Below are 25804 nucleotides of genomic sequence, written 5' to 3' on the forward strand. Positions count from 1 at the left end.
CTGGAACACTACAGACCAGCGTCAGCAAAAACTATACTGACAATTTCCTGCGCTTCCGCTTCAATCTGGCGCAAATGCGCCTCACCTTTGAAACTTTCGCAATAAATCTTATAGATTTCTTCTGTTCCCGACGGACGCGCCGTAAACCAACCGTTCTTGGTGGTAATTTTCAGTCCGCCAATCGCAGCACCATTTCCAGGCGCATGCGTCAGGCGAGAAATAATCTCATCACCTGCCAGCATTTCTGCTTTCACCATTTCCGGCGACAGTTTACTCAACACAGCTTTCTGTTCGCCGTTTGCAACTGCCTGCAAGCGGCTGTAGCAACATTCACCATGTTTCTCGGTCAAGGCCTGGTAATATTGCTGCGGATTCATGCCTGTCACCGCGGTGATCTCAACCGCCAGCAAACAAAGCAGAATGCCGTCTTTATCCGTTGACCAAGGTGTTCCATCCTTGCGCAGGAAAGAAGCTCCTGCACTTTCTTCACCACCAAAGCCCAGCTCACCGCTGTACAAGCCATCAACAAACCATTTGAAGCCTACAGGGACCTCACACAATTCACGGCCTAAATCAGCGACGACCCGATCAATGATGGCACTGGAAACCAGTGTTTTACCAACAGCAACCGTTGCTTTCCATTCCGGACGGTGGCGATAAAGATAATCAATACACACAGCCAGGAAATGGTTCGGATTCATCAGTCCTGCCGGTGTCACGATGCCGTGGCGGTCAAAATCAGGATCGTTTCCGAATGCCAGATCATAATCGTCCTTATGGGCAAGCAGACCTGCCATCGCATAAGGAGACGAGCAGTCCATGCGAACGACACCGTCTTTATCCAGGCTCATAAACCGGAACGCCGGATCAATCGATTCATCCACCAGCGTCAAGTTTAGATTGTAGTGACTACCAATGGCACGCCAATACTCAATTCCGGAACCCCCGAGCGGGTCCACAGCAAGTTTCAGGTTCGCCTGTTGAATGGCAGCCATATCAATGACATGGATGAGATCAGCCACATAAGGTGCTACCAGATCCTGCTCAGAGACGAATTCACTCGACAGGGCTTCAGAAACAGGAATACGCTTCACGCCAACCAGGCCATCAGCAATCAGCTGATTTGCGCGATTTTCAATCGCAGTCGTAAGCGCACCTTCGGCAGGACCGCCATGAGGAGGATTGTACTTAATCCCGCCATCCTGTGGTGGGTTGTGCGAAGGTGTGATCACAATCCCATCCGCCTTATCCGCATGTTGGCGGTTATAAGTCAGAATGGCATGCGATATCCCTGGAGTTGGCGTATAGCCTTGTTTCATCTGGACAATGACTTTGACATCATTGGCAACCAGTACTTCCAGAGCAGAAAGAAATGCGGGCTCAGATAAAGCATGCGTATCTTTCCCCAAAAACAGCGGACCCGTGATCCCCTGCTCCCGGCGTACATCAGCCACAGCCTGAGCAATCGCCCAAATGTGAAACTGGTTAAATGTACCTTTGTCAGCACTGCCGCGATGGCCTGAAGTTCCAAATGCGACCCGCTGAGACGGTTCAGATGCATCCGGTTCAATCAAAAAATAATTGGCCACCAGGGCCGGAATGTTATGCATGTCTTCTTGCCGGGCGCGCTGCCCGGCACGAGGATGAATCGCCATGAACATATCCCTTGTACGAGTTTTTTGCTGTATCAGCAGCGGTTAAATTTCACCGCAAACTTTGTCGATGATGTCCTGAGTAAACTGCATTTTTTGCATCAGCTGCTCAATCATCTGACGTTTACGATCAGTATTCGTATTGGTGATTACCCAGAATGGTGTGTCAGGTATGGCTTTCGGTTTGGTCGTTTTACCGCTGTTCAATAGTTTTTCTTCACTGTCAGCGAAATAAACGCGAGTACGGCCTTTGATTTCTGTGGCGTCGGTGAAAGCCTGAGAATCGAGACGATAGAGTGTCGAAAGCACCAGCATGAAACGACCAATCGCTTTTTCCTGGCCGGCAAATTCGTCTGAAATCAGCAAAGAGCGCATCGCTTTCACTCTGTCTTCAGACTGCGGCAGATTGCCTGCATCTTTGCTGACAACAATCGCTTGTGCTGCCTTTGGACGGACTGGCATGACCGGTTGATGATGATGCTGTGCTTCATCCACCTTCAGTAACCGACGCAGAATATCTGACGCACTTTCACCGATGTGCCGGGTCTGGCTGGCAATATAACGATATAGCTCTTCGTCAACCTCAATAGTTTTCATCGTAGTGTTCATTATCGTTCCGTTAAAAAATCACCGGGAGATTATAACGTGAAGCGAAGGTATACTCTACGCCAAAGCGTTAACTACAAGAGAAATAGTCTGTGAATCTTCATTATCAAATTCAGGGGCAAGGCCAGACTGTCGTGCTCATCCATGGCCTTTTTGGCAGCGCAGATAATCTTGGCATTCTGGCCCGTTCACTGAAAGATACCTGCCAGGTCATCAGTGTTGACCTTCGTAATCATGGGCGCTCCCCTCATAGTGAGCACTTTACTTACCAGGCGATGGCACAGGATGTTCTTGACGTACTGAATCAACTGGATATTGAAAATTTCACTGTCATCGGCCATTCCATGGGCGGAAAAGTCGCAATGACAATGGCAGCGCTGGCTGCGGAACGCATCAAAAGTCTGATTGTACTGGATATGGCACCTGTCGCTTATCATGTACACCGTCATGAAAACGTCTTCGCCGGTTTGCAAGCCGTGAACAATCAGACCGTGACCAGCCGCAAAGATGCTGAACACTACCTTGCATTGCATGTTGAAGAAGCTGGTGTCCGGCAGTTTTTGCTGAAATCACTTTATAAAGCTGATGAGGGCTTCCGCTGGCGCTTCCATGTTGAGGCTCTGATTGCCAATTACAGTACAATCATGGGCTGGGAAACGATTTCACCATTCACGGGTCCGACGCTGTTTATCAAAGGACAGAACTCCGAATACATTCAGCCTGAACACAGAGAAGCCATTATGGGTCAGTTCCCGAATGCCAAAGCTCACATGGTTGCGAATACAGGCCACTGGCTGCATGCAGAAAAACCAGAAACCGTGAACCGTATCATTCTGAACTTTTTACAAGGCCTTAAGAATTAACACATCCGGCACACTATGCTATAGTGCGCGCCGGATGCAAGGATGAAACTTGCGAAGGAGAAACAGATGTTATACGAGCACATGGACCTGCTGGAATCAGTTGGACTGGATTTCTTGTTCGCTACTATCTTCTTTTTCATTGGTATGGCAATCAAAGATGTCCTCAAGCAAGGCAATGTGCCTCCGTTTGGTCGTAAAATCGTCTGGCTGGTCTTGTTCTTAGGGTGCTTCGGATTCATATCTAAAGGCGTGATTCAATTCACAATGGAAGGCGTTGGCATCGGTTAAAACCTGAGGTTTCGGCTTTTTTCAGCTCAAGCAAACCCAAAGGGCAATCTTAAGGTTTTCACAACAGCCGACACCACGATCGCTGCAACGAATACTTTCAGGCGCGTATCAGCACCAGAGTGACCGACAGCCTGTTCATTTTCTGATGCCGTTAGCCATAGCTGGCGGCCAACAACTTAAACACGGGTAATCTCTACTATGGCGAGTGTAGGACTCTTCTTTGGTAGCGACACAGGTAACACAGAAGCCGTCGCTAAAATGATCCAAAAGCAACTGGGTAAAAATCTGGTTGAAGTCAAAGACATTGCTAAGAGCAGCAAAGAAGATATTGAAAACTTCGACCTGCTGCTGCTGGGCATCCCGACCTGGTACTACGGTGAAGCTCAATGTGACTGGGATGACTTCTTCCCTGAACTGGAAGGCATCGATTTCGAGAACAAACTGGTCGCAATTTTTGGCTGTGGTGATCAGGAAGATTACGCCGAGTACTTCTGTGATGCCATGGGTACAGTCCGTGATATCGTTGAAGGACGTGGTGCCGTGATCGTGGGTCATTTCCCGACTGAAGGCTATGAATTTGAAGCCTCAAAAGCGCTGGTAGACGACAGCCACTTTGTCGGTCTGTGCATTGATGAAGATCGTCAGCCAGAACTGACGGATGAACGTGTTGAAAAATGGGTGAAACAAATCTACGAAGAAATGTGTCTGGCTGAACTGGCTGACTAAAACGCCATCCCTCTGCAACTTTAAAAAAACGCGCTTTCGCGCGTTTTTTTTCATTCATTTACCAAAGCTTCGCTTTGATTTTGCTGCTCATCAGAATCAGTTTCCCGGTACTGCGGTTTTTTTCTCACATAAAGCACGCGTTTCACCTGAGCAACAACCTCTCCTTTTGCATCCATGACATGCACAACAAATTCAGGAAAAAACTTATCACCCGATGCTGTCGAACGTCTGATTTCATCAACATACTGGTCTGAAATCGTAAAAACAGCCGTTAAATCGGTCTGACCCGGCTTCAGAAAATTCACTTCTGCCTGTTTATCCCAGACAAAGTATTCTTTCCCGAGAATTCCCATCAGCATCAGCGCATAGACTGGATCCGTCAGCGAAAAAATACTGCCGCCATATTGCGTCCGGTTTGCATTCTTATTCCACCATCTTAACTTCAGGCAGATTTCTACATGGCGAAAATCCTCACTGATCCGTCGAATCCGAATGCCGGCCCCCCAAAATGGCGGCCAGATATTCAAGGCAAATTTTACAATGCCAGGCTTATAAAACTTGTACACGCCTTCACTTCCCTATGATCTGGTACGATGAGTATAGTACGTTTTTTTAACATTTATATCAGGCGAATTAAAGTCACAACTTTCCTAGACCCATTCAGCATTAAGGTTTATTGTTGTGCTGTCGTCACTTATAATGAACAGATATGCGAAAGACTACCGTAACCTCCATTTTCATTGTTACGGCTAGCCAAAGGAAACTCGAATGTCAGATAACAACCAAGCACTTAAACAAGCAGGTCTAAAAGTCACACTTCCGCGCCTGAAAATTTTGGAAGTACTTCAGGATCCTGAGTGTCAACACATCAGTGCTGAAGATTTGTACAAAAAGTTGATCGATATTGGTGAAGAGATTGGCCTGGCCACTGTTTACCGTGTTCTGAACCAGTTTGACGATGCAGGCATTGTCACTCGACACCATTTTGAAGGCGGAAAGTCAGTTTTTGAACTTTCTACCCAGCATCACCACGATCACCTTGTGTGTCTTGATTGCGGAAAAGTCATTGAATTTTCAGATGATCTGATTGAAGAACGACAAAAGCAGATTGCTGAAAGCTACAACATCCGCCTGACAAACCACAGTTTATATCTGTACGGCCATTGTACTGCAGGTGATTGCAACAAAGATGAAAGTCTGCACGACGAGAAAAAATAACCATCTTTCAACCTCATAAAAAAACCAGCCCTTCGGCTGGTTTTTTGTTTCGCTCAGATTCAGGCTGACATAGAAGCCAGCCTAGAGATCATCATTCAGCAATCTTCGCCCAGGAATCACGCAGACCCACTGTACGGTTAAACACCAGATGCGCCGAAGACGAATCTTTGTTATCCGCACAGAAATAGCCCATACGCTCAAACTGGAAAGCATACTCAGGTTTGGCCTCTGCCAGACTTGGCTCAACAAAGCCCTTCATCACAAGCAGTGACTCTGGATTAATTGTCGATGCGAAATCATCTGCAGCACCAGGATTTGGCACATTGAACAGACGATCATACAGACGAATCTCAGCCGGTACTGCCTGCTCAGCCGAGACCCAGTGGATGACGCCTTTCACTTTACGGCCATCTTCCGGATTCTTACCCAGAGTCTCAGGGTCGTAGCTACAGAAGATTGTGGTGATATTACCTTCAGCGTCTTTTTCAACACGCTCAGCTTTAATCACATAAGCGCCACGCAGACGCACCTCTTTACCCAGCACCAGGCGCTTATACTTCTTGTTGGCTTCTTCGCGGAAGTCTTCACGTTCGATATACAATTCACGACTGAATGGTACATCGCGCTCGCCCATTTCTGGTTCATTCGGGTGATTCCCAATTTTCAGGGTTTCAGTGTCACCGAAGTTTTCAATCACCAGTTTCACTGGATCCAGAACAGCCATCGCACGCGGTGCATTCTCGTTCAGATCATCACGAATACAGGATTCCAGAGAGCTCATTTCAATGGTGTTTTCCTGCTTGGTCACACCAATGCGCTTACAGAACTCACGAATCGAAGCTGACGTGAAACCACGGCGACGTAAGCCAGAGATTGTTGGCATACGCGGGTCATCCCAACCCGAAACCAGATTCTCTGTCACCAGCTGGTTCAGCTTACGCTTGGACATCACTGTATATTCAAGATTCAGACGGCTGAATTCGTACTGACGCGGACGACTATCGATTGTGATGTTATCCAGCACCCAGTCATACAGACGACGGTTATCCTGAAATTCCAGCGTACACAGTGAATGTGTAATGTTTTCCAGCGCATCAGAGATACAGTGCGTGAAATCGTACATCGGGTAGATGCACCATTTGTCACCGGTCTGATGGTGCGTTGCAAAACGAACACGGTACAGCACAGGATCACGCATCACCATAAACGGTGAAGCCATATCAATCTTGGCACGAAGCGACATTTTGCCTTCTTCAACTTCGCCGTTTTTCATTTTCTCAAACAGAGCCAGGTTTTCTTCAACCGGGCGATCACGGTATGGGCTTTCCTTACCCGGCTCAGTCAGAGTACCGCGATATTCACGCATCTGCTCTGGCGTCAGCTCATCGACGTAAGCCAACCCTTTCTGAATCAGCTCAAGAGCATATGCATAAAGCTGATCAAAGTAGTTAGATGAGTAACAAATCTCACCGCTCCACTCAAAGCCCAGCCAGTTTACGTCCTTTTTGATTGACTCTACGTATTCAATGTCTTCTTTTTCCGGGTTCGTGTCATCAAAACGCAGATTACATTGTCCCTGGTAATCCTGAGCAATACCAAAGTTCAGACAGATAGACTTTGCGTGACCAATATGCAAATAGCCATTCGGTTCAGGCGGAAAACGTGTGTGGACGCTGGTGTGCTTACCACTGGCTAAATCCGCATCGATAATTTGGCGGATAAAATTGCTTGGACGAGCTTCAGATTCACTCATCAATAACACCTCGTGTGCTAACAGGATCTTCAAACCTGTAATGATCCACAAATACAGGCCATGACTCAACAATTAGTATGCATTGATTCATGATCAGAGCGAAAAAAAACCGGCCCATTTGGGCCGGCCTCACTTTTCACTCGATTTTTAACTCAGATGAGCTGTCAGTTACGGCAGTTTTACCGCAGACAGGTCTTCTGATGCCGGGATCTTCTTCATCTCACCCGCAACGATTTCGGCCAGTGGGCCAAGAATTACCTGCAGGTTGTTTGAACCCAGTTTCACAACACCCATGGCACCCAGTGCTTTCAGTGTTTTCTCGTCAGCCAGACTGCTGTCTTTCAGTGTCAGACGCAGACGAGTAATACAAGCATCAATGTTTTCCAGGTTGCCATGACCACCCAGCGCTTTCAGGTACTGTTTCGCCAGCTCACCGGTTTCCTGAGAACCTGCGCCAATAGCTTCGTCGGCATCTGCATCTTCACGACCAGGAGTCTTCAGATTGAACTTCACGATTGCAAAACGGAAGACTGCATAGTAAATCGCAAAGAAGACCAGACCCTGGACAATCAGCATATACCACTGTGTCGCCAGCGGGTTTTTAGATTGCAGAACCATATCGACCATGCCTGCAGAGAAACCGAAACCGGAAATCCACTGCATGCTTGCTGCGATATAAACGGAGATACCCGTCAGAACTGCGTGAACAACGTACAGCGCAGGGGCCAGGAACATGAAGGCAAATTCCAGCGGCTCAGTCACACCAGTAAAGAATGAAGCAAAAGCAGCTGCAATCATGATAGAAGCAACTTTCTCTTTGTTTTCAGGCTTCGCTGTATGGTACATCGCCAGTGCAGCACCAGGCAGACCGAACATCATAATTGGGAAGAAACCACCCATGTAAATACCGGTTTGACCAGGAACCGCCACACCGTCAGCAATAGACTTCGCGCCACCCAGGAAGTTAGGCAGGTCATTAATACCTGCAACATCGAACCAGAATACTGAGTTCAGTGCGTGGTGCAGACCAACAGGGATCAGCAGACGGTTGAAGAATGCGTACAGACCCGCACCAACATCACCCAGCCCTTGAATTCCTTCACCAAAGTGAACCAGACCGCCATAGACGTGTGGCCAGACGTACATCAGAACGAATGCCAGGAAAATACCTGCAACAGAAGTCAGGATAGGAACCAGACGCTTACCACTGAAGAATGCCAGCGCTTTATGCAGTTCAACACTTGAATAACGGTTATACAGCTCAGCCGAAACGATACCGACCAGAATACCGACGAACTGGTTTTCAATCTTACCGAATGCCGCAGGAACAGCACTTGGGTCGATACCCTGAATCTGAGCAACGGCCGCTGGAGAACAAAGAGTGGTGACAACAAGATAGCCAACGAAGCCAGAAAGTGCCGCAGCACCGTCTTTGTCTTTCGACATACCATAGGCCACACCAATGGCGAACAGCACAGACATGTTACCAATAATCGCTTCGCCAGCTTTCAGCAGAAACGCAGCAAATGCGCTGTTTGCACCCCAGCCAGTTGGATCCAGCCAGTAACCTATACCCATGAGTATTGCGGCGGCAGGCAGCGTGGCGACTGGCACCATCAACGCCTTACCTACTTTTTGAAAGTATCCAAGAATATTCACCCTTAGTTCCCCCTATGGTTTTCTTAGATGCGGTTTAGATAACTTATTTTAGTTACCCGATTAAGTTAGTTGCAGTTTATGCCTTTAATTTCGCCCCGCAAATTAAAACGTTATCATTTGTGATCCCAATCACCAGCACCTGCGCTGTTTACGCGATTTTGCTAGCCCGGTCATAAAACTTATTTTATCATTCGAAAGAAATCGGATATAAAGCTAAAATTCTCGAGTATTCTTTTATAGCAATGAGGTGTTACCGTGAGACTTATCCCACTGAACAACGCACGCGAAGTTGGTTTGTGGTCAGCACGTTATATCGTTGATCGCATTAATAAATTCAAGCCAACTGCTGATCGTCCTTTCGTACTTGGCCTGCCTACCGGCGGTACGCCTCTGGCAACCTACAAGCGTCTGATTGAGCTTTATAATGCTGGTGAAGTAAGTTTTAAGCATGTGGTCACATTTAACATGGATGAGTACGTTGGCCTGCCTTCTGACCATCCGGAATCCTACCGCAGTTTCATGTATAACAACTTCTTCAATCATATTGATATTCAAGAAGAAAACATTAATCTGCTGAACGGAAATACCGATGACCACTCAGCAGAGTGCAAGCGTTACGAAGAGAAGATTAAATCTTACGGAAAAATCCATCTGTTCATGGGCGGTGTTGGCAACGATGGCCATATCGCATTCAATGAACCAGCGTCTTCCCTGGCATCACGTACCCGGATTAAAACCCTGACCGAAGACACACGTATTGCTAATTCTCGTTTCTTCGATGGCGATATGAAACAAGTACCCAAGTATGCACTGACTATCGGCGTCGGTACTCTGCTGGATGCGGAAGAAGTCATGATTCTGGTAACAGGCCATAACAAGGCTCTGGCACTTGAAGCCGCTGTTGAGGGCTGTGTAAACCACCTCTGGACGGTTTCTGCCCTGCAGCTGCATCCGAAATCTCTGATCGTCTGTGATGAACCTGCAACGCAGGAGCTGAAAGTGAAAACAGTTCGTTATTTTGAGGAACTGGAAGCAGAAAACATCAAACACCTTTAATCAATAGGATATGTTCATGTACGCGCTGACCAACTGCCGCATTTTTACCGGTAGCGATGTGCTGGATAACCACGCTGTTATTATTGACGGAGTGAACATTCGCGCTGTATGCCCTGAGGCAGAGCTACCTGCTGATCTTCCTATCCAGAATCTGGATGGGGCGAACCTGTCTCCTGGCTTTATTGACCTTCAGTTGAATGGTTGTGGTGGCGTGATGTTCAACGATGAAATCACAGCTGACACAATTCACACCATGCACAAAGCCAACCTCAAGTCAGGTTGCACCAGCTTTCTTCCGACCCTGATCACCTCGTCAGATAATGACATGAAAGCTGCCGTTTTCGCTGCCCGTGAGTATGAAGAAAATTACCAAAACCATTCATTAGGTCTTCACCTTGAAGGGCCCTACCTGAATGTGATGAAAAAAGGGATCCACAGTGTTGATCACATCCGTCGTTCAGATGATGAGATGATTGATTTCTTGTGTGAAAACGCTGATATCATCACCAAAGTGACCCTGGCTCCGGAGCAGACCCCCGCTAAACATATTGAGAAACTAGCCCAGGCCGGCATTGTAGTTTCTGCAGGCCATACGAACGCAACATACGCAGAAGCTCGCAGAGGCTTTGCTGCAGGTATCACTTTCAGTACGCATCTGTTCAATGCGATGACTCCCATTGCCGGACGCGAACCGGGAATGGTCGGAGCTATTTACGATACGCCAGAAGTATACACTGGCATCATTGCTGACGGCTTTCACGTTGACTATGCCAATATTCGTATAGCTCACAGAATTAAAAGGGAAAAACTGATTCTTGTGACGGATGCGACAGCACCAGCAGGAGCAGACATAGATCACTTTATTTTTGTTGGTAAGAAAGTATATTACCGTGATGGTAAGTGTGTTGATGAAAACGGCACACTTGGCGGTTCTGCACTGACGATGATTGAAGCCGTTCAGAACAGTGTTGAACATGTAGGTATCGCCCTGGACGAAGCGATTCGTATGGCTACCCTGTACCCTGCCCGCGCCATTGGTGTGGATAAGAAACTGGGGGCTGTCAAAAAAGGCATGGTGGCTAACCTGGCTGTTTTTGATCGTGATTTCCGTGTCAGGGCGACAGTGGTTAACGGAAAATACGAGCAAACTTAACTATGACTGGCGGACAAATCGGTAATGTCGACCTGGTGAAACAGCTGAATAGTGCTGCTGTTTACCGGCTCATTGACTTGCAAGGCCCTATCTCTCGAATTCAAGTGGCAGACGTCAGTCAATTAGCGCCAGCCAGTGTGACCAAGATTACCCGCCAATTGCTTGAACGCGGCCTCATCAAAGAGGTCGCACAACAAGCTTCGACAGGTGGCCGTCGCGCAATCTCTCTCACAACAGAGTCAGCGCCTTTCCACTCGATTGCTATCCGGCTGGGTCGCGATTATATCGAAATGACGCTTTACGATTTGAGCGGTAAGAGCCTGGCAGGAACGGCTCATCATTTTCCTTACTCAAATCAGCAGGAACTGCTCGACGGACTCTCGGAGCATATCCGCCAGTTTATCAGTGCGAATCAATCCATCCTGAAAGAACTCATTGCATTCGGCATCACTCTCCCCGGACTCATCGACCCTGAAAAAGGGATTGTAGAGTACATGCCAAATATTACAATTGAGTCTCCTCTGGCGCTTGCCGATATCATTACGGATAAATATGGGGTGTCTTGTTTCGTCGGGAATGACATCCGTGGACTGGCTCTGGCCGAACACTACTTTGGCGCAAGTCAGGACTGCAGAGATTCGATTCTTGTCAGTGTCCATCGTGGTACAGGGGCCGGAATCATCGTCAATGGTCAGGTTTTCCTGGGTTATAACCGAAATGTAGGTGAAATTGGTCATATCCAAATCGATCCTCTCGGTGATAAGTGCCAGTGTGGCAATTTCGGTTGCCTTGAAACTGTTGCAGCCGATCCAGCAATTATCCGCCACGTTCAGGCATTGCTTGATCAGGGCTATCCAAGCAGCCTGCAGAAACTGGAAGACGTGACCATGCCGGCGATATGTGAAGCGGCGAATCAAGGTGATGAGCTTGCAACACAAGCGCTGGTGAAAGTGGGGAACCAGCTAGGCAAAGCGCTGGCGATGACAATCAACCTGTTCAATCCGCAAAAGATTGTTGTTGCAGGCAACATTACACTCGCAAAAGATATTGTTTTCCCGGCAATCAGACGTTGTATCGAAACACAATCACTGTCTACCTTCCACCAGTCACTGCCAATTGTGGAGTCCCAGCTCTATACGCAACCCACAATCGGAGCATTTTCGATGATCAAACGTGCGATGCTCAACGGAGTTCTGTTGCAACGCCTACTTGAAGATTAAAAACAGTTACAATTAGAAAACTATTATGTTGACAGGGTATGTCTTTTTTAAGGCATACCCTGTGTTATATTCGGCCCAACAAATGCAACCAATTGAAATGATATCATTTCTTATTGCTCTGGATACGAAGCTTTCTTATGGATCTGATTTATATCATTGCTGCTTTTCTGGCAGGTTATTTAGCGCTTAGAAGCAAACTCCCTCCGTTAGTCGGATTCCTGGTCGCAGGATTTGTACTGAACTCTTTCGGCTATTCAACCACTCCCGTGATTAGTGCCATTGCTGATCTCGGGGTCACCATCCTTTTGTTTTGCATCGGTCTGAAGCTGGACATTAAAACCCTGCTGCAAAAAGAAGTCTGGGCCGGAGCGACGATACACAACATTCTCACGACAGCTATCTTTACCTTTACCCTCTTCGCCCTCAAAACCTTAGGGCTGGGTATCCTTGAGAATCTGGAAATCGCACAACTTGCTTTACTCGGCTTCGCGCTTTCATTCTCCAGTACTGTATTTGCAATCAAGGCGTTACAAGAGAAAGGTGAACTGAATGCGACCTATGGTACCCTCGCCATTGGCGTACTGGTTATGCAGGATATTTTCGCGGTCATTTTCCTGACCGCTTCAACTGGCAAATTACCCGAAATCACTGCACTGGCACTGTTTGCCTTACCCTTACTCCGTCCCTCTCTGTTCAAGATTCTGGATAAAGCCGGACATGGAGAAATGCTGGTTCTCTATGGCATTTTTCTGGCTCTGGTTGCCGGAGCCGGGCTCTTCAGTCTGGTCGGCATGAAGGCAGATTTGGGGGCTCTGGTACTGGGAATGCTGCTGGCAGCTCATCCCAAATCGTCCGAACTGTCGAAGTCACTCTTTAACCTGAAAGAACTGTTACTGGTTTTCTTTTTCCTGAACATCGGACTTGCAGAATCGCCCACCTGGGAAGGGTTCCTGTTAGCACTGCTGCTCTTGTTGCTGCTGCCGCTGAAGGGATTACTTTACTATCTGGTATTCCATAAGTTCCATTTCAGGGTCCGGACTTCATTACTCGGCACACTCACACTGTTCAACTACAGTGAGTTTGGTCTGATAGTGGCCGGACTTGCCTATCAGCTTGGCTGGCTGCCGGGCGACTTTTTGGTCGCCATTGCAATTGCCGTGTCACTGTCCTTCTTGTTGTCCGCTCCGCTGAACAGCCTGAGCCACCGAATCTATCTGGAAAGTACCCGATGGCTGAAGGAATTTGAGCCGGAAAAACTGAATCCGAATGACCGGCTCATCGACTTAGGAAAGAAACAAGTCCTTATCCTTGGGATGGGCAGAATCGGCACCGGGGCTTATGAAGAAATGGTTCACCGCTTCGGTCCCCAGGTCGTCGGTATCGAAAACCGCGAAGAGGCCGTAGAAAGCCATGTTCAGGAAGGCCGTCACGTCATCCTTGGGGATGCAACCGATCCGGATTTCTGGGCACGGGTGATTTCGCGTCACCAAACCCGCCTGATCCTGTTGGCGATGCCTCACAGTCAGGCAAACACTGTTGCTCTTGAGCAAATCCGCCAGCTTGGCTACAAGGGAAAAATCGCAGCGATTGCGCGGTATGAAGATGAAGAAGCAGCACTCCTCGAACAGGGTGTTGACGCGGCCTTCAACATCTACCGGGAAGCCGGTAACGGTTTCGCCCGGCATGTCTGTGAATCAATCACCGCAGATATCAAATCCTTTTAATTCCTCTGAATTTTCCGAGCGGTCACCAAGGTGGCCGTTCGGATTCCCGCCCAAAAAACCAGCCGATTTTAAAAAAAATTCACCTAAGCCTAATTTTATTAAATATTATTCACCAAAGATGTCTTTTTTACATTGATTGATGGTTTTGGGTTGCTTTTGTTTGTTGAATACGCAATTTTAACAATCAGAACGGAACAAAAGCTGAGGGACAATAACAATACCCTTGCTTCATTCAGGCTTTGTTTCCCCCTATTTAACTATGTGTTGGAGTAGTCAGTATGTGCTCAGTATTCGGGATTCTAGATATTAAAAGTGACCCAACGGCCCTGCGCGAAACCGCGCTGTCAATGTCGAAAAAAATGCGTCACCGCGGACCAGACTGGTCTGGTATTTATTCATCAGATAAAGCCATCCTTGCACATGAGCGTCTGGCTATTGTCGACCTGAACAGCGGTGAACAGCCTCTGTATAACACTGACCGTACTCATGTTCTGGCCGTCAACGGTGAAATCTACAACCATAAAGATTTACAGGCTGAGCTGGCTGCAGACTACTCATTTCAAACCGAATCTGACTGCGAAATCATCCTGGCTCTTTACAAAGAGAAAGGCCCTGAGCTGCTGGACTACCTGAACGGTATTTTTGGTTTCATTCTGTACGATGCAGAAGAAGATGCTTACCTGATTGGCCGGGACCATATCGGTATCATTCCGCTGTATCATGGTCATGATGAACATGGAAACTACTACGTTGCCTCTGAGATGAAAGCGCTGGTTCCGGTGTGTAAAACCATCAGTGAATTTCCTCCGGGTCATTTCCTGTGGAGCAAAAAAGGCGAGCCTGTCCGTTACTACAAACGTGACTGGATGGAATATGGCACGGTCGCCGACGCAGCTACTGACAAAGCGAGACTGAAATCTGCACTGGAAAGTGCCGTGAAACGCCAGCTGATGACCGATGTCCCTTACGGTGTATTGCTGTCAGGCGGTCTGGATTCTTCCGTGATTTCTGCAATCACCAAGCAGTTTGCATCACGCCGTATTGAAGACAACGAACAGTCTGATGCCTGGTGGCCGACCCTGCACTCATTCGCAATTGGCCTGGAAGGCGCGCCGGATCTGAAAGCCGCGAGAAAAGTGGCCGATCATATCGGTACCGTCCATCACGAGCTGACCTACACCATTCAGGAAGGTCTGGACGCGATCCGGGATGTGATTTACCACATCGAAACCTACGACGTCACAACGATTCGTGCATCCACACCAATGTACCTGATGTCCCGTAAAATCCGTGCCATGGGGATTAAGATGGTTCTGTCCGGTGAAGGTGCTGACGAAGTCTTCGGTGGCTATCTGTACTTCCACAAAGCGCCTGACGCTCAGGAATTTCATGAAGAAACCGTTCGTAAGCTACTGGCTCTGAACATGTTCGATTGTGCCCGTGCGAATAAATCTATGGCAGCCTGGGGTATCGAAGCACGTGTTCCCTTCCTGGATAAAGAATTCCTGGAAGTCGCCATGAGCATCAACCCACAGGACAAAATGTGCGGCAACGGCAAGATGGAAAAACACATCATCCGCGAGTGTTTTGGTGACCTGTTACCAGAGTCCGTGGCATGGCGTCAAAAAGAGCAGTTCTCCGACGGTGTTGGCTACAGCTGGATCGACACCCTGAAAGAAGTTGCTGCAGCGAAAGTAACGGATCAGCAACTGGAAACTGCCCGCTTCCGTTTCCCGTACAACACGCCGACCACCAAAGAAGCGTATGTGTACCGTGAGATCTTTGAGGAATTGTTCCCGCTGGAAGACGCAGCCAAATGTGTACCAGGAGGCCCTTCAATTGCCTGTTCTTCAGCCAAAGCGATTGAGTGGGATGAAAGCTTTAAAAACAGCGCAGACCCATCCGGCCGGGCAGTTGCAGCCGTACACAACGAAGCCTATCAGAAGGCTTAAGACCGAGCGTTACTCCATCCAAGAGCGCGTCCGCCTTTGCTTGCCTTATCTCCGCTTGCGAAGGCTATCTCAAAGGGGCCAGGGAGGCCCCTTTCCCCCTTTCTGACATCCCAGAAAGTTCTCAGAAGCCCCAAATAAGAGTGACAAAAAAGGAGCCATCGCTGGCTCCTTCTGTCGTCACTGATCGTTGAACTTACACGTCGTAAGTTGTGGATGCAGTGTCACCACCTGTGCCGGTCCAGTTGGTGTGGAAATACTGGCCACGAGGCTGGTCGATACGCTCATATGTATGCGCACCGAAGTAGTCACGCTGTGCCTGCAGCATGTTTGCCGGCAAGCGTGCAGTTGTATAGCCATCCAGGAAAGTCAGTGCTGATGTCAGACATGGCATTGGCAGGCCGATTTCCAGAGATTTCGCTGCAACTTTACGCCATGACTTCATGCTGTTGTCCAAAATCGCTTTGAAGTACGGATCTGAGCCCAGGAATGCCAGAGACGGTGCATTTTCGAAAGCATCACGGATATTGCCCAGGAATGCAGAACGAATGATACAGCCACCACGCCACATCAGGGCAACATTACCGTAGTTCAGGTTCCAGTTGTTCTCATCAGAAGCCTGACGCATCAGCATGAAGCCTTGTGCGTAAGAGATAATCTTCGATGCCAGCAGTGCCTGACGAACTGCTTCCAGCCACTCGGCCTTGTCACCTTCCACCGTACCAACAGTCTTGTTGAACAGCTTCTCGGCTTCTTCACGCTGATCTTTCAGGGAAGACAAGCAGCGCGCGAACACAGACTCAGTGATCAGCGTCAGCGGGATGCCCATGTCCAGTGCATTAATGCCTGTCCATTTACCCGTACCTTTCTGACCGGCTGAGTCCATGATTTTCTCAACCAGCGGCTCACCATCTTCATCACGATATGCCAGAATATCGGCTGTGATTTCAATCAGGTAGCTGTTCAGCTCCGTTTCATTCCAGTCACGGAAAGCCTGTTCCATTTCATCATGTGTCATGCCCAGACCGGTCTTCATGAAGTGATATGCTTCGCTGATCAGCTGCATGTCACCGTATTCAATTCCGTTGTGGACCATTTTCACAAAGTGACCGGCACCGGATTCACCAACCCAGTCACAGCAAGGCTCACCCTGTTCAGTTTTAGCTGCAATCGCCTGGAAAATTGGCTTCACGAACGGCCATGCTTCAGCATCGCCACCCGGCATGATAGAAGGTCCGAAACGCGCACCTTCTTCGCCACCGGAAACACCGGCACCGATGAAACGCAGGCCTTTTTCTTTCAGGTAATCAACACGACGGATTGAATCCGGGTAGTTTGAGTTACCGCCATCAATGATGATGTCGCCTTTGTCCAGCAGCGGGATCAGTTGCTCAATAAAGCTGTCAACCACATCACCGGCACGCACCATCAGCATGATTTTGCGCGGCGCTTCCAGTTTGTCCACCAGCTCCTGCAGGCTGTAAGCACCTTCAATGTTGGTGCCTTTTGCAGGGCCGTTCAGAAATTCGTCGACTTTGGCAGCTGTACGGTTATGCGCAACGACCTTAAAACCATGGTCATCCATGTTCAGGATCAGGTTCTGGCCCATCACGGCAAGGCCGATTACACCAATATCACCTTTCATTCTTTTATTCTCCAATCGCTAACTTACTGGCTGCTACTGCATCCAAATACCATTCTGTTTTACCGTTACGGGCCTGAATTTTTGCGGCCGGGTAAGGCAGGGTCTCGGCAGGTTGCGTGTGGATTTCTTCCACAATCTCAGTTTTTCCTGCACCGATAACCAGATAAGAAATACGTTTTGCGGCTTCCAGCACACGCGCAGACTTACTCACACGCAGCTGACCGCTTTGCGGATGAGGTGCCACTAAGCTCAGTGCAGGCTCATCATAATTTGTCTGTCCCGGGAACAGAGAAGCCGTATGGCCGTCATCACCGACGCCCAGCAAAATCCAGTCAAATACCGGCACACCGTTTTCAGACGGGATAACTGCTGCCATTTCTTCAGCAAAGCGCTTGGCTTCAGCCTGAGGTTCATCCTCACCCCGGATGCGGTGAATATTTTCTGCAGGAATTGTGACGTGATCAAACAGCAGTGCCTGTGCACAACCATAGTTGCTTTCTGCATCATCCGGCGCAACGCAACGCTCGTCACCCCACCAGAAATGCAGATTTTTCCAGTTCACACCTTCGGCATACGGGGCTTGTGCCAATGCCGAAAATAGTTGCTTCGGCGTGCTGCCACCCGAAAGCGAAATATGAACCGGCGTATTCTGCTGGCTGATGGCCATCATCTCATCAGCCAGATTTTGAACAACCGCTTCCGCATTGTCATGAATTTTCAGCTCAGTCATGATTAAAGCTCGCAATATTCAGTGTTGGTCAGGTTTGAACACGGGAAACGCCAGGCACGATTGTCACGGGCCAGCAGCTCATCCGCTTCCTTCGGTCCCCAGGTTCCGCAAGCATAGCCAAACAGCGCATGCGGGTCCTGATTAAACGACAGGATAGGCTGTACATAGCGCCAGCAGGCTTCAACCGCATCGCTACGGGCGAACAGGGTTGAATCGCCACCCATTGCATCCAGCAACAGACGCTCATAGGCAGTCAGAACGTTGCTGTCCACCAGTTCGTCGTAACGGAAGTCCATCGCAACTTCCTGGGTTTTAAATCCTGCGCCCGGACGTTTCAGGGCGAAGTTCATCAGAATGCCTTCATCCGGCTGAATGCGAAGCACCAGCTTATTATCCGGAGCGTCTTTGCCGAATACCGGGTGAGGTGTTTTCTTAAAGTGAATGACAACTTCAGTGACACGGGTCGGCAGGCGTTTGCCGGTACGGATGTAGAATGGCACACCATTCCAGCGCCAGTTGTTGATGAAAGCTTTCAGGCCCACGTAAGTTTCGGTACGGGATTCTTCAGACACACCCGTTTCTTCGCGGTAACCCGGCAACTCTTTACCACGCAGCTCAGAGGCTGTGTACTGCCCCAGCACCAGATTCTGACGCAGGTCTTCATCAGACAACGGCTGCAGGCTGTTCAGCACTTTGGCCACTTCATCACGCATCGCGTTACCGTTGATTGCTGAAGGGGGTTCCATCGCAACCATCGCCAGCACCTGAAGCAGGTGGTTCTGAAGCATGTCACGTACAGCACCGGCGTTATCGTAATAACCGCCACGTTCTTCTACTCCGAGAAATTCTGCGGCTGTAATTTCCACATAATCAATGAAATTACGGTTCCACAACGGCTCGAACATACCGTTCGCAAAGCGGAAAACCAGCAGGTTCTGTACCGTTTCTTTCCCAAGGTAGTGGTCAATCCGGAAAATCTGACTTTCCTTGAAGTGCTTATGCAGCTTCTTATCCAGTTCCTGAGCCGTTTCCAGATCATATCCAAAAGGCTTTTCAATGATCAGGCGTTTCCAGCCGGTACTTTCATCGTTCAGGCCATGGGCCGCGAGACTGGCTGGAATCACATCGTACAGACTTGGTGGCGTGGCGAGATAGAAGAGGCTATTACGGGGTGCATCTGATTGAGCGGCTTTTTCTTGCAGTCGTTGTTGCAACTTACCATAGTCATCACAATCAAGCGTGTTGATGGCCTGATAACCAACATGCTGACAAAACTCGGCCAGCTTCTCAGGATCGGTCTTCTCGGTTTTCAGCAGAGAGGCCCGAACTTTTTCTCTGTATTCTTCATCGCTGTGAGCGGTACGGCTGACGCCAAGGATAGAGAAATCAGAAGGTAACATCTGATTGACATACAGATGATACAGCGCTGGGATAAGCTTACGATATGTCAGATCGCCTGAGGCGCCAAAAATAACGATATCGCTGTTTTCAGGTATGACCATGTTCTTTTTCTTTCCCTAACAGGTGTACAGGTTTGACGGGTTGAAAGTCCGGCAAAGCATAACATTCAGAACGACAGTATGCCGATGTCCTGGCCTCTCAATTTAATAGCCAAAGCCTATCAAAATGGGGGGTTACCCAGGGTGAAGCACACTATAGCTGCATTTGTCACAAAGTTACATCCCGCTAATTCTATCAATTGACGTAAAAACTGAAACATCAAGGCCTGATAAAATATCTCACTGCGCGTTTACAGTCAGAACCCATCCTCTGTACGATGAACAGAGCTGATCCGAAATCACCTGAAAAACAAGAAAAATGCACTTAAAATACTCAAAACAAGCCAGGTCGATTTTTTCACCCGCCCCAAAAAATCTGCCCTGAAACCCGATTTCCTCTGATGCGGACACTGTGAGGTCCAGTCAAAAATCACCCTGTTCCGCTCTTTTTCATCATGACGTGCTACTGGCGCTTATTCGGAGATTTTCTGAAAGTAATTAACAAAACCTATCATGACGAAATCGTTTGCTTGCATTTTCCAGTGAGATTCACCGTACGAATTTGTCATTTCTTTCATCACCAGATAGCAAAAAACCGTCAAAATGACGGTTTTTTACAAGCAGATTTTCAGACTGGATTAACGTTCCCAGTAGGCCTCTTCCAGACTGTCTTCCCGCTCAGGCAAACCACGCGACAGACGAGGTGAATGCTGCGCCAGTACTTCATAACTGACCCGGTTCGAGTACAGGCAAATCTGGGAGAATGACGAATAAGTCAGGAAATCGTAACTGTGCTTACTGGATTTCGGCACATTTTCTTTGTGATAGCGATTAGCAGCCATATCGTGAAGCAGCGCAGACAACGCACCGTCCCCTGCACCATTGGTGTTCTTGATGCGCTCAGGTCCACCCATGTAAGGCGCAATGTGCGAATACACCCGGATCGGCGTCTCACAGCCCGCTTTCATCATTGGACGACTGAATTCATAGCGATTGAACTCAGGAATTTCACCCGGCAGCAACGGCAGGCTGGTTTTACGCTTGGTGCTCTCTTCTGTATAACCCGCCGTATACAAACCGACCGGTCCAGCCGTACATAAAACAAAATCAACCCAATCCAGCGCTTTGTCGGCGGCCTGCAGCGGATCAGAATACCCGGTCAGGGCTTCCGCTTCGTCTTCGTTCATCGCGACAACGGTGACATGCTCCTTCAGAAAATCACGCCACCACTGAGGATCATCCGCAATTACAAACTTGGTTCCCAGCGTGAGGACAACAGGCACATCGTATTTTTTCGCATATTCGATAGCACGCATTGTCGCTTCCGGCATCGGATCGCCTTCTTTACAGCGAACCAGATACGCCGTCAGAACCAGCGCTGAAGCACGCTCAAAAATGGATTCAGAAATGTTGTCTGGCTCCAGCTGGTTCATTCGTCCTTCGTTAATGGCAAATGTGCGCTCGCCATCGGGAGTGATCAACGCAAAACAACGTCCGATCGGGCCATCCACAGGCTGAAGATGGTTCAAATCCATACGGCTGGAGGTATTTACCAGATACCGGTAGGCATAACTGCCAATCTGAATATCCTGGCTCATCACCCCAAGAAGAACCGACTTGTCATCAGCCAGCACAGAATAATTATGGAGCGTATTACCAATGGTACCGCCGGCAAACTCATGACGAATCAGATCATTCTCTTTCAGTTCACGGTACAGTGCTTCGGCTGCATCTTCAGCAATCACCAGAGAATGGCCTTTGCTGAGCGAGTAACGACTCAGGAATTCATCATCCACACAGGCTTCAATATCTACCAGGGTCTGATCAATACCGACGACATGCGTACGGGCAAGAGGTCGCGAGCTGGCCTGAGTCAGAAGGGGATCTCGGGCATGAACAGGAAAATAGTGTTTTGATTTACGTTGACCAGGAAATTTCATGATATCGCGCTGCCGGATAGAAAAAACTTGCGGATGATATCACAAAATATAGTCCAATGAAGAAATCGCTCGCACAATTAGTGCGAGCCGAATCATAGTATTTGTAAAAGTTAAGAAAAGGTTACCAGTTTTGAATTTGCTGCTGGACCAAAGCTTCCATCATTCCGATGTGCGCCGAGCTGTCGTTCAGACACGGGATAAGATTGAATTCCTTACCGCCTGCTTTCAGGAAAGCTTCTTTGCATCCTTCTGCAATTTCTTCAATGGTTTCCAGGCAATCCACCGAAAATGCCGGACAAACCACATCCAGCCGTTGTACCCCTTTTTGGGCCAGCTCAATGATTGTCGGCTCTGTATAAGGCTTGAGCCATTCTTCCCGGCCAAAAATCGACTGATAACTCATGCTCATTTTCTCACGAGGCATTTCCAGAGATTCGGCAAGCAATGCTGTAGTTTCATTGCAGTGAACCGGGTAAGGGTCACCCAGATCCGCGTATCGTTTGGGGATGCCGTGATAGGAACAAAGCAAATAATCGGGCTCTCCCTGCTTGGCCCAGAAATCAGAAACAGATTCTGCTAAAGCCTGAATATATGCCGGATGATCCTGATAATGATTGATGAACCTCAGTTCCGGCAGATAAGCGGTCTGCTTCAGACTGGCTGCAATTTTGTCGAACACAGCAGCAGTAGTCGTGCGTGAATACTGCGGATACAAAGGCAGAACCACAATTTTACGGCAGCCCTGATCACTGAGTTTTGCCAGCGCAGACTGAATCCCGGGATTACCATAGGTCATTCCCAGAGCCACAGGAATACCCAGTCTCGCTTCCAGCGCATCCCGCTGACGCTGGGAATACACCATCAGCGGTGAACCTTCTTCCATCCATACGGACTGGTACAGTTTTGCTACTTTCGGAGAACGAATGGGCAGGATCGCACCAAACAGAACCGGACGCCAGATCCAGGGGGACAGATCAACGACACGAGGATCACTCAGAAACTCTGCCAGAAACCGTTTCACGGCAGCAGGTGTTGCTTCATCCGGCGTACCCAGATTCACTAAAAGTACACCAATACCTTGATTTTCCATCTTCACCTACAGGTCATACTCATCTTCTTTCGCCTGAACAGTGTACCATTCCGCGATTGATTTGCATTATCGGACAAAAAAAAGCGAGGGGTGATTCACCCCCCGCTTTTCACTGTGCTGTCTGCCTGCGGTCACAATACTGCAGGGCGTGATATCACATTACTTCGACAGTGCTGCTGACAGCTCTGCACTTACATCCGCAACTGGCTGAGTGCCGTCAATCTTGATGTAAGTCGTGTTGCCTGCTTCCGCTTCTTTGCTGTAGTAGCTGATTAGTGGTGCCGTTTGATTGTGGTAAACACCTAGGCGCGCGCGAACTGTTTCTTCTTTGTCATCTTCACGAATCACAAGCTCTTCGCCAGTCACGTCATCTTGACCTTCCACTTTTGGCGGATTGTAAACCGCGTGGTAAGTACGGCCTGATGCCAGGTGAACACGACGACCAGCCATACGCTCAACAATCACGGTGTCCGGAACATCGAATTCAATCACATAATCCACGTCAACACCGATTTCTTTCAGGCCATCAGCCTGAGGAATCGTGCGTGGGAAACCGTCCAGCAGGAAGCCTTGTGCACAGTCGTCTTCAGCAATACGCTCTTTGACCAGACCCAGAATAATATCGTCAGACACCAGTTGACCTGCGTCAATCACGGCTTTCGCTTGCTTACCCAGCTCAGTACCCGCTTTGATTGCCGCACGCAGCATATCACCAGTCGAAATTTGAGGAATACCAAACTTCTCCATAATGAATTGTGCCTGTGTGCCTTTACCTGCACCTGGAGCGCCCAGAAGAATGATGCGCATCTTGATCCCCTTTTCTAGAAATTAGCCGGAGTTTTGGAAAGTCAGAAAAATACACTGATTAGACCATACTCGCAAGTCCGCTGCCGAAACAGCCCTGAGTTTACATTCTTTATCAGCATACTCTTTGAAGCAAAACGGGCGCTAACCTGCGCCCGTTTGGTTTTCATTACTGAGCCAGCAGCTTATTTACTGCCGACAGGAACTGCGACGGGTCTTCCATCGACCCACGCTCCGCCAGCATCGCCTGACCAAGCAGCATTTCAACCCAGCGGCCGAAAGCTTCTTCATCGGCTTCATCTGCCATCCGGTTCACCACCGGATGATTTGGATTCAGCTCAAAGATGTATTTCACTTCAGGCGCCTCATGGCCGGCAGCCGCCAGCAGTTTCGCCATCTGTGTTCCCATCTCATTTTCGTCCGTGACCACTACAGCAGGCGTATCCTGCAGCTTGAAAGTGGTACGAACGTCCTGCACACGCTCACCCAGATAAGCTTTGGTGCGCTCAACAACAGACGCAAAGGCTTCTTCCGTTTGCTTCTGTGCTTCTTTTTCTTCCTCACCATCAAAGCTGGACAAATCCAGACCGGCTTTGGTGATGGACTGGAACTGTTTCCCGTCGAACTCAGGCAGGTAACCCATCAACCACTCGTCGATCCGGTCATGCATCAGCACCACTTCCAGACCCTTCGTGCGGAACTGCTCCAGATGAGGGCTGTTCTTCGCGGCATTGAAGCTGTCTGCCGTGATGTAGTAAATCTTGTCCTGACCTTCTTTCATCCGGCTGACGTAATCGGCCAGAGACACCGTTTGTTCAGCGGTATCGTTGTGAGTCGTACTGAAACGCAGCAGACCGGCAATTTTTTCACGATTCGCGAAGTCTTCTGCCGCACCTTCTTTTAGTACCTGGCCGAACTCTTTCCAGAAACGCTGATATTCGTCTTCTTTCTTCGCCAGTTTTTCCAGCATCGACAGTGCACGCTTGGTGCAGGCTTTACGCAGTGCCTGAGTCACTTTGTTATCCTGCAGGATCTCGCGGGAAACGTTCAGCGGCAGGTCATTTGAATCAATCAGGCCGCGCATAAAGCGCAGATACATCGGCATGAACTGTTCCGCGTCATCCATGATAAAGACGCGCTGTACATACAGTTTCAGGCCGTGCTTGCTGTCACGGTTATATAAGTCAAAAGGGGCTTTTGACGGAATATACAGCAAGCTGGTGTAATCCTGCTGACCTTCCACACGGTTGTGGCTCCAGCTCAGTGGTTCAGCATAATCATGAGAGACGTGCTTATAGAATTCCTGATATTCTTCATCAGAAATCTCAGATTTACTGCGGGTCCACAGCGCCTGTGCCTTGTTGACCTGCTCCCATTGCTTACCCGTTTCGTTGCCTTCCTCATCGCGTTCAGCCGTTTCCATCAGCACCGGAATGCCAATGTGATCCGAATACTTGCTGATGATATTGCGCAGACGGTATTCACTCAGGAATTCTTTTTCATCTTCACGCAGATGCAGAATAATTTCGGTCCCGCGGGTCGACTTCTCGATATCTTCAACCGTGTAATCGCCTTCACCGGTCGAATGCCAGCAAACAGCCTGCTCAGCTGACGCACCTGCTGCACGGGTATTGACCGTCACAGCATCAGCAACAATAAAGGAAGAATAGAAACCCACACCAAACTGACCAATCAGTTGCGAGTCTTTACTCTGCTCTTCACTCAGCTTGGCGAAAAAGTCTTTCGTCCCTGATTTGGCAATGGTACCCAGGTGTTCAATCACCTCATCACGGGTCATCCCGATACCATTGTCGCTGATCGTGACTGTCCCAGCTTTTTCATCAAATGACAGACGAACAGCCAGCTCGCCATCATTTTCATACAGCTCAGGGGCAGAAAGCGCACGGAAACGTAACTTATCCGCCGCATCGGAAGCATTGGAAATCAGCTCCCGTAAAAAAATCTCTTTATTTGAGTACAGTGAATGAATCATTAAATGAAGTAATTGCTTCACTTCAGATTGAAAGCCACGTGTCTCTTTATTCTTTTCCAGGGTTTGCTCGCTCATTTGAACTCCGTAATCCATGTTTACGTCATTACTGACAACTAGATATGGGCTCGCCACTCATTTTCAAGACCTGTCGGCTAATTTTCTGTCCGATCGTCCCTGAACGGCTCATACTGATGACAGAGTTCCGGAAAAACAAATCACACTGAATGAATAGGTTG

General features: G+C 48.7%; 21 protein-coding genes. 9 read left to right on the forward strand and 12 right to left on the reverse strand.

Annotated elements, in window-relative coordinates; all coding sequences use genetic code 11:
• Positions 1-8: 8 nt before the first annotated feature.
• Both pgm and seqA read right to left on the reverse strand, forming a co-directional pair.
• Positions 9-1655, reverse strand: coding sequence for a phosphoglucomutase (alpha-D-glucose-1,6-bisphosphate-dependent) (pgm, locus tag SPK40_RS12410; protein ID WP_330960659.1), 1647 nt, complete (start codon positions 1653-1655; stop codon positions 9-11).
• A 42-nt stretch (positions 1656-1697) separates the two neighbouring features.
• A complete protein-coding gene (gene seqA, locus SPK40_RS12415) occupies positions 1698-2249 on the reverse strand; it encodes a replication initiation negative regulator SeqA (protein ID WP_248143812.1) in 552 nt (183 codons plus the stop codon).
• Between the two features lie 101 nt (positions 2250-2350).
• Here seqA and SPK40_RS12420 point away from each other — a divergent pair, with 101 nt between their 5' ends.
• The 3 genes from SPK40_RS12420 (at position 2351) to fldA (ending at position 4135) form a co-directional block, all read left to right on the forward strand.
• A complete protein-coding gene (locus tag SPK40_RS12420) occupies positions 2351-3121 on the forward strand; it encodes an alpha/beta fold hydrolase (protein ID WP_330960660.1) in 771 nt (256 codons plus the stop codon).
• Positions 3122-3187: 66 nt separating this feature from the next.
• Positions 3188-3409, forward strand: a complete 222-nt coding sequence (locus SPK40_RS12425) for a DUF2788 domain-containing protein (protein ID WP_248143810.1) — start codon at positions 3188-3190, stop codon at positions 3407-3409.
• A 198-nt stretch (positions 3410-3607) separates the two neighbouring features.
• Positions 3608-4135: a flavodoxin FldA gene (gene fldA / locus SPK40_RS12430; RefSeq protein WP_036748804.1), complete on the forward strand. Its 528-nt coding sequence runs from the start codon at positions 3608-3610 to the stop codon at positions 4133-4135.
• 50 nt (positions 4136-4185) lie between these two features.
• Here the strand turns inward: fldA and SPK40_RS12435 are convergent, their stop codons facing one another.
• The gene (locus tag SPK40_RS12435; protein ID WP_330960661.1) at positions 4186-4701 is read right to left on the reverse strand and encodes a DUF4442 domain-containing protein; all 516 of its coding nucleotides are present in this window, start codon (positions 4699-4701) and stop codon (positions 4186-4188) included.
• Positions 4702-4903: 202 nt separating this feature from the next.
• Between SPK40_RS12435 and fur the strand changes: the two genes are divergently transcribed.
• Positions 4904-5353, forward strand: a complete 450-nt coding sequence (gene fur / locus SPK40_RS12440; RefSeq protein WP_248143808.1) for a ferric iron uptake transcriptional regulator — start codon at positions 4904-4906, stop codon at positions 5351-5353.
• A gap of 91 nt (positions 5354-5444) precedes the next feature.
• Here fur and glnS read toward each other — a convergent pair whose 3' ends face one another.
• Entirely contained in the window at positions 5445-7106 is a 1662-nt protein-coding gene (gene glnS, locus SPK40_RS12445) for a glutamine--tRNA ligase (RefSeq protein WP_330960662.1), read from the reverse strand.
• Positions 7107-7274: 168 nt separating this feature from the next.
• A complete protein-coding gene (gene nagE / locus SPK40_RS12450) occupies positions 7275-8765 on the reverse strand; it encodes an N-acetylglucosamine-specific PTS transporter subunit IIBC (RefSeq protein WP_330960663.1) in 1491 nt (496 codons plus the stop codon).
• A 255-nt stretch (positions 8766-9020) separates the two neighbouring features.
• Here nagE and nagB point away from each other — a divergent pair, with 255 nt between their 5' ends.
• The 5 genes from nagB to asnB all read left to right on the forward strand — a co-directional run bounded on the left by nagB (position 9021) and on the right by asnB (position 15870).
• Complete coding sequence (gene nagB, locus SPK40_RS12455; protein WP_330960664.1) at positions 9021-9821, forward strand: glucosamine-6-phosphate deaminase; 801 nt, start codon at positions 9021-9023, stop codon at positions 9819-9821.
• Positions 9822-9837: 16 nt separating this feature from the next.
• Complete coding sequence (gene nagA, locus SPK40_RS12460) at positions 9838-10974, forward strand: N-acetylglucosamine-6-phosphate deacetylase (RefSeq protein ID WP_248143804.1); 1137 nt, start codon at positions 9838-9840, stop codon at positions 10972-10974.
• Between the two features lie 2 nt (positions 10975-10976).
• Positions 10977-12194: a DNA-binding transcriptional regulator NagC gene (gene nagC / locus SPK40_RS12465; RefSeq protein WP_248143803.1), complete on the forward strand. Its 1218-nt coding sequence runs from the start codon at positions 10977-10979 to the stop codon at positions 12192-12194.
• Between the two features lie 137 nt (positions 12195-12331).
• On the forward strand, positions 12332-13918 hold the full coding sequence (locus SPK40_RS12470) for a cation:proton antiporter family protein (RefSeq protein ID WP_330960665.1): 1587 nt from the start codon (positions 12332-12334) through the stop codon (positions 13916-13918).
• A 278-nt stretch (positions 13919-14196) separates the two neighbouring features.
• Positions 14197-15870, forward strand: a complete 1674-nt coding sequence (gene asnB / locus SPK40_RS12475; RefSeq protein WP_330960666.1) for an asparagine synthase B — start codon at positions 14197-14199, stop codon at positions 15868-15870.
• A 193-nt stretch (positions 15871-16063) separates the two neighbouring features.
• Here the strand turns inward: asnB and gnd are convergent, their stop codons facing one another.
• The 7 genes from gnd to htpG all read right to left on the reverse strand — a co-directional run bounded on the left by gnd (position 16064) and on the right by htpG (position 25643).
• On the reverse strand, positions 16064-17512 hold the full coding sequence (gene gnd / locus SPK40_RS12480) for a decarboxylating NADP(+)-dependent phosphogluconate dehydrogenase (RefSeq protein ID WP_248143800.1): 1449 nt from the start codon (positions 17510-17512) through the stop codon (positions 16064-16066).
• A gap of 4 nt (positions 17513-17516) precedes the next feature.
• Positions 17517-18242 (reverse strand): 6-phosphogluconolactonase, encoded by a 726-nt coding sequence (gene pgl, locus SPK40_RS12485; RefSeq protein WP_330960667.1) that lies wholly within the window; start codon positions 18240-18242, stop codon positions 17517-17519.
• Positions 18243-18244: 2 nt separating this feature from the next.
• Positions 18245-19744 carry a glucose-6-phosphate dehydrogenase gene (gene zwf, locus SPK40_RS12490; protein WP_248143798.1) on the reverse strand — a complete coding sequence of 500 codons (1500 nt, stop codon included), beginning with the start codon at positions 19742-19744 and terminating at the stop codon, positions 18245-18247.
• A 635-nt stretch (positions 19745-20379) separates the two neighbouring features.
• Positions 20380-21681: an inosine/guanosine kinase gene (locus SPK40_RS12495; RefSeq protein WP_248143797.1), complete on the reverse strand. Its 1302-nt coding sequence runs from the start codon at positions 21679-21681 to the stop codon at positions 20380-20382.
• A gap of 121 nt (positions 21682-21802) precedes the next feature.
• Complete coding sequence (gene hemH / locus SPK40_RS12500) at positions 21803-22771, reverse strand: ferrochelatase (RefSeq protein ID WP_248143796.1); 969 nt, start codon at positions 22769-22771, stop codon at positions 21803-21805.
• Between the two features lie 159 nt (positions 22772-22930).
• Positions 22931-23578 carry an adenylate kinase gene (gene adk / locus SPK40_RS12505; protein WP_330960668.1) on the reverse strand — a complete coding sequence of 216 codons (648 nt, stop codon included), beginning with the start codon at positions 23576-23578 and terminating at the stop codon, positions 22931-22933.
• 166 nt (positions 23579-23744) lie between these two features.
• A complete protein-coding gene (gene htpG / locus SPK40_RS12510) occupies positions 23745-25643 on the reverse strand; it encodes a molecular chaperone HtpG (protein WP_330960669.1) in 1899 nt (632 codons plus the stop codon).
• Positions 25644-25804: the final 161 nt, after the last annotated feature.

This window comes from Photobacterium sp. 53610, from assembly GCF_036409375.1.
In the GTDB taxonomy this organism is placed as follows: Bacteria; Pseudomonadota; Gammaproteobacteria; order Enterobacterales; family Vibrionaceae; genus Photobacterium.

Excerpts from the sequence above, each read along its gene's own strand:
- fldA (WP_036748804.1), top strand. The coding sequence starts at position 3,608 with ATGGCGAGTGTAGGACTCTTCTTTGGTAGCGACACAGGTAACACAGAA.
- fur (WP_248143808.1), top strand. The coding sequence starts at position 4,904 with ATGTCAGATAACAACCAAGCACTTAAACAAGCAGGTCTAAAAGTCACA.
- gnd (WP_248143800.1), bottom strand. The coding sequence starts at position 17,512 with ATGAAAGGTGATATTGGTGTAATCGGCCTTGCCGTGATGGGCCAGAAC.
- hemH (WP_248143796.1), bottom strand. The coding sequence starts at position 22,771 with ATGGAAAATCAAGGTATTGGTGTACTTTTAGTGAATCTGGGTACGCCG.
- zwf (WP_248143798.1), bottom strand. The coding sequence starts at position 19,744 with ATGGTCATACCTGAAAACAGCGATATCGTTATTTTTGGCGCCTCAGGC.
- seqA (WP_248143812.1), bottom strand. The coding sequence starts at position 2,249 with ATGAAAACTATTGAGGTTGACGAAGAGCTATATCGTTATATTGCCAGC.
- pgl (WP_330960667.1), bottom strand. The coding sequence starts at position 18,242 with ATGACTGAGCTGAAAATTCATGACAATGCGGAAGCGGTTGTTCAAAAT.
- nagC (WP_248143803.1), top strand. The coding sequence starts at position 10,977 with ATGACTGGCGGACAAATCGGTAATGTCGACCTGGTGAAACAGCTGAAT.
- glnS (WP_330960662.1), bottom strand. The coding sequence starts at position 7,106 with ATGAGTGAATCTGAAGCTCGTCCAAGCAATTTTATCCGCCAAATTATC.
- pgm (WP_330960659.1), bottom strand. The coding sequence starts at position 1,655 with ATGGCGATTCATCCTCGTGCCGGGCAGCGCGCCCGGCAAGAAGACATG.
- adk (WP_330960668.1), bottom strand. The coding sequence starts at position 23,578 with ATGCGCATCATTCTTCTGGGCGCTCCAGGTGCAGGTAAAGGCACACAG.
- SPK40_RS12470 (WP_330960665.1), top strand. The coding sequence starts at position 12,332 with ATGGATCTGATTTATATCATTGCTGCTTTTCTGGCAGGTTATTTAGCG.
- SPK40_RS12495 (WP_248143797.1), bottom strand. The coding sequence starts at position 21,681 with ATGAAATTTCCTGGTCAACGTAAATCAAAACACTATTTTCCTGTTCAT.
- SPK40_RS12425 (WP_248143810.1), top strand. The coding sequence starts at position 3,188 with ATGTTATACGAGCACATGGACCTGCTGGAATCAGTTGGACTGGATTTC.
- asnB (WP_330960666.1), top strand. The coding sequence starts at position 14,197 with ATGTGCTCAGTATTCGGGATTCTAGATATTAAAAGTGACCCAACGGCC.
- nagA (WP_248143804.1), top strand. The coding sequence starts at position 9,838 with ATGTACGCGCTGACCAACTGCCGCATTTTTACCGGTAGCGATGTGCTG.
- htpG (WP_330960669.1), bottom strand. The coding sequence starts at position 25,643 with ATGAGCGAGCAAACCCTGGAAAAGAATAAAGAGACACGTGGCTTTCAA.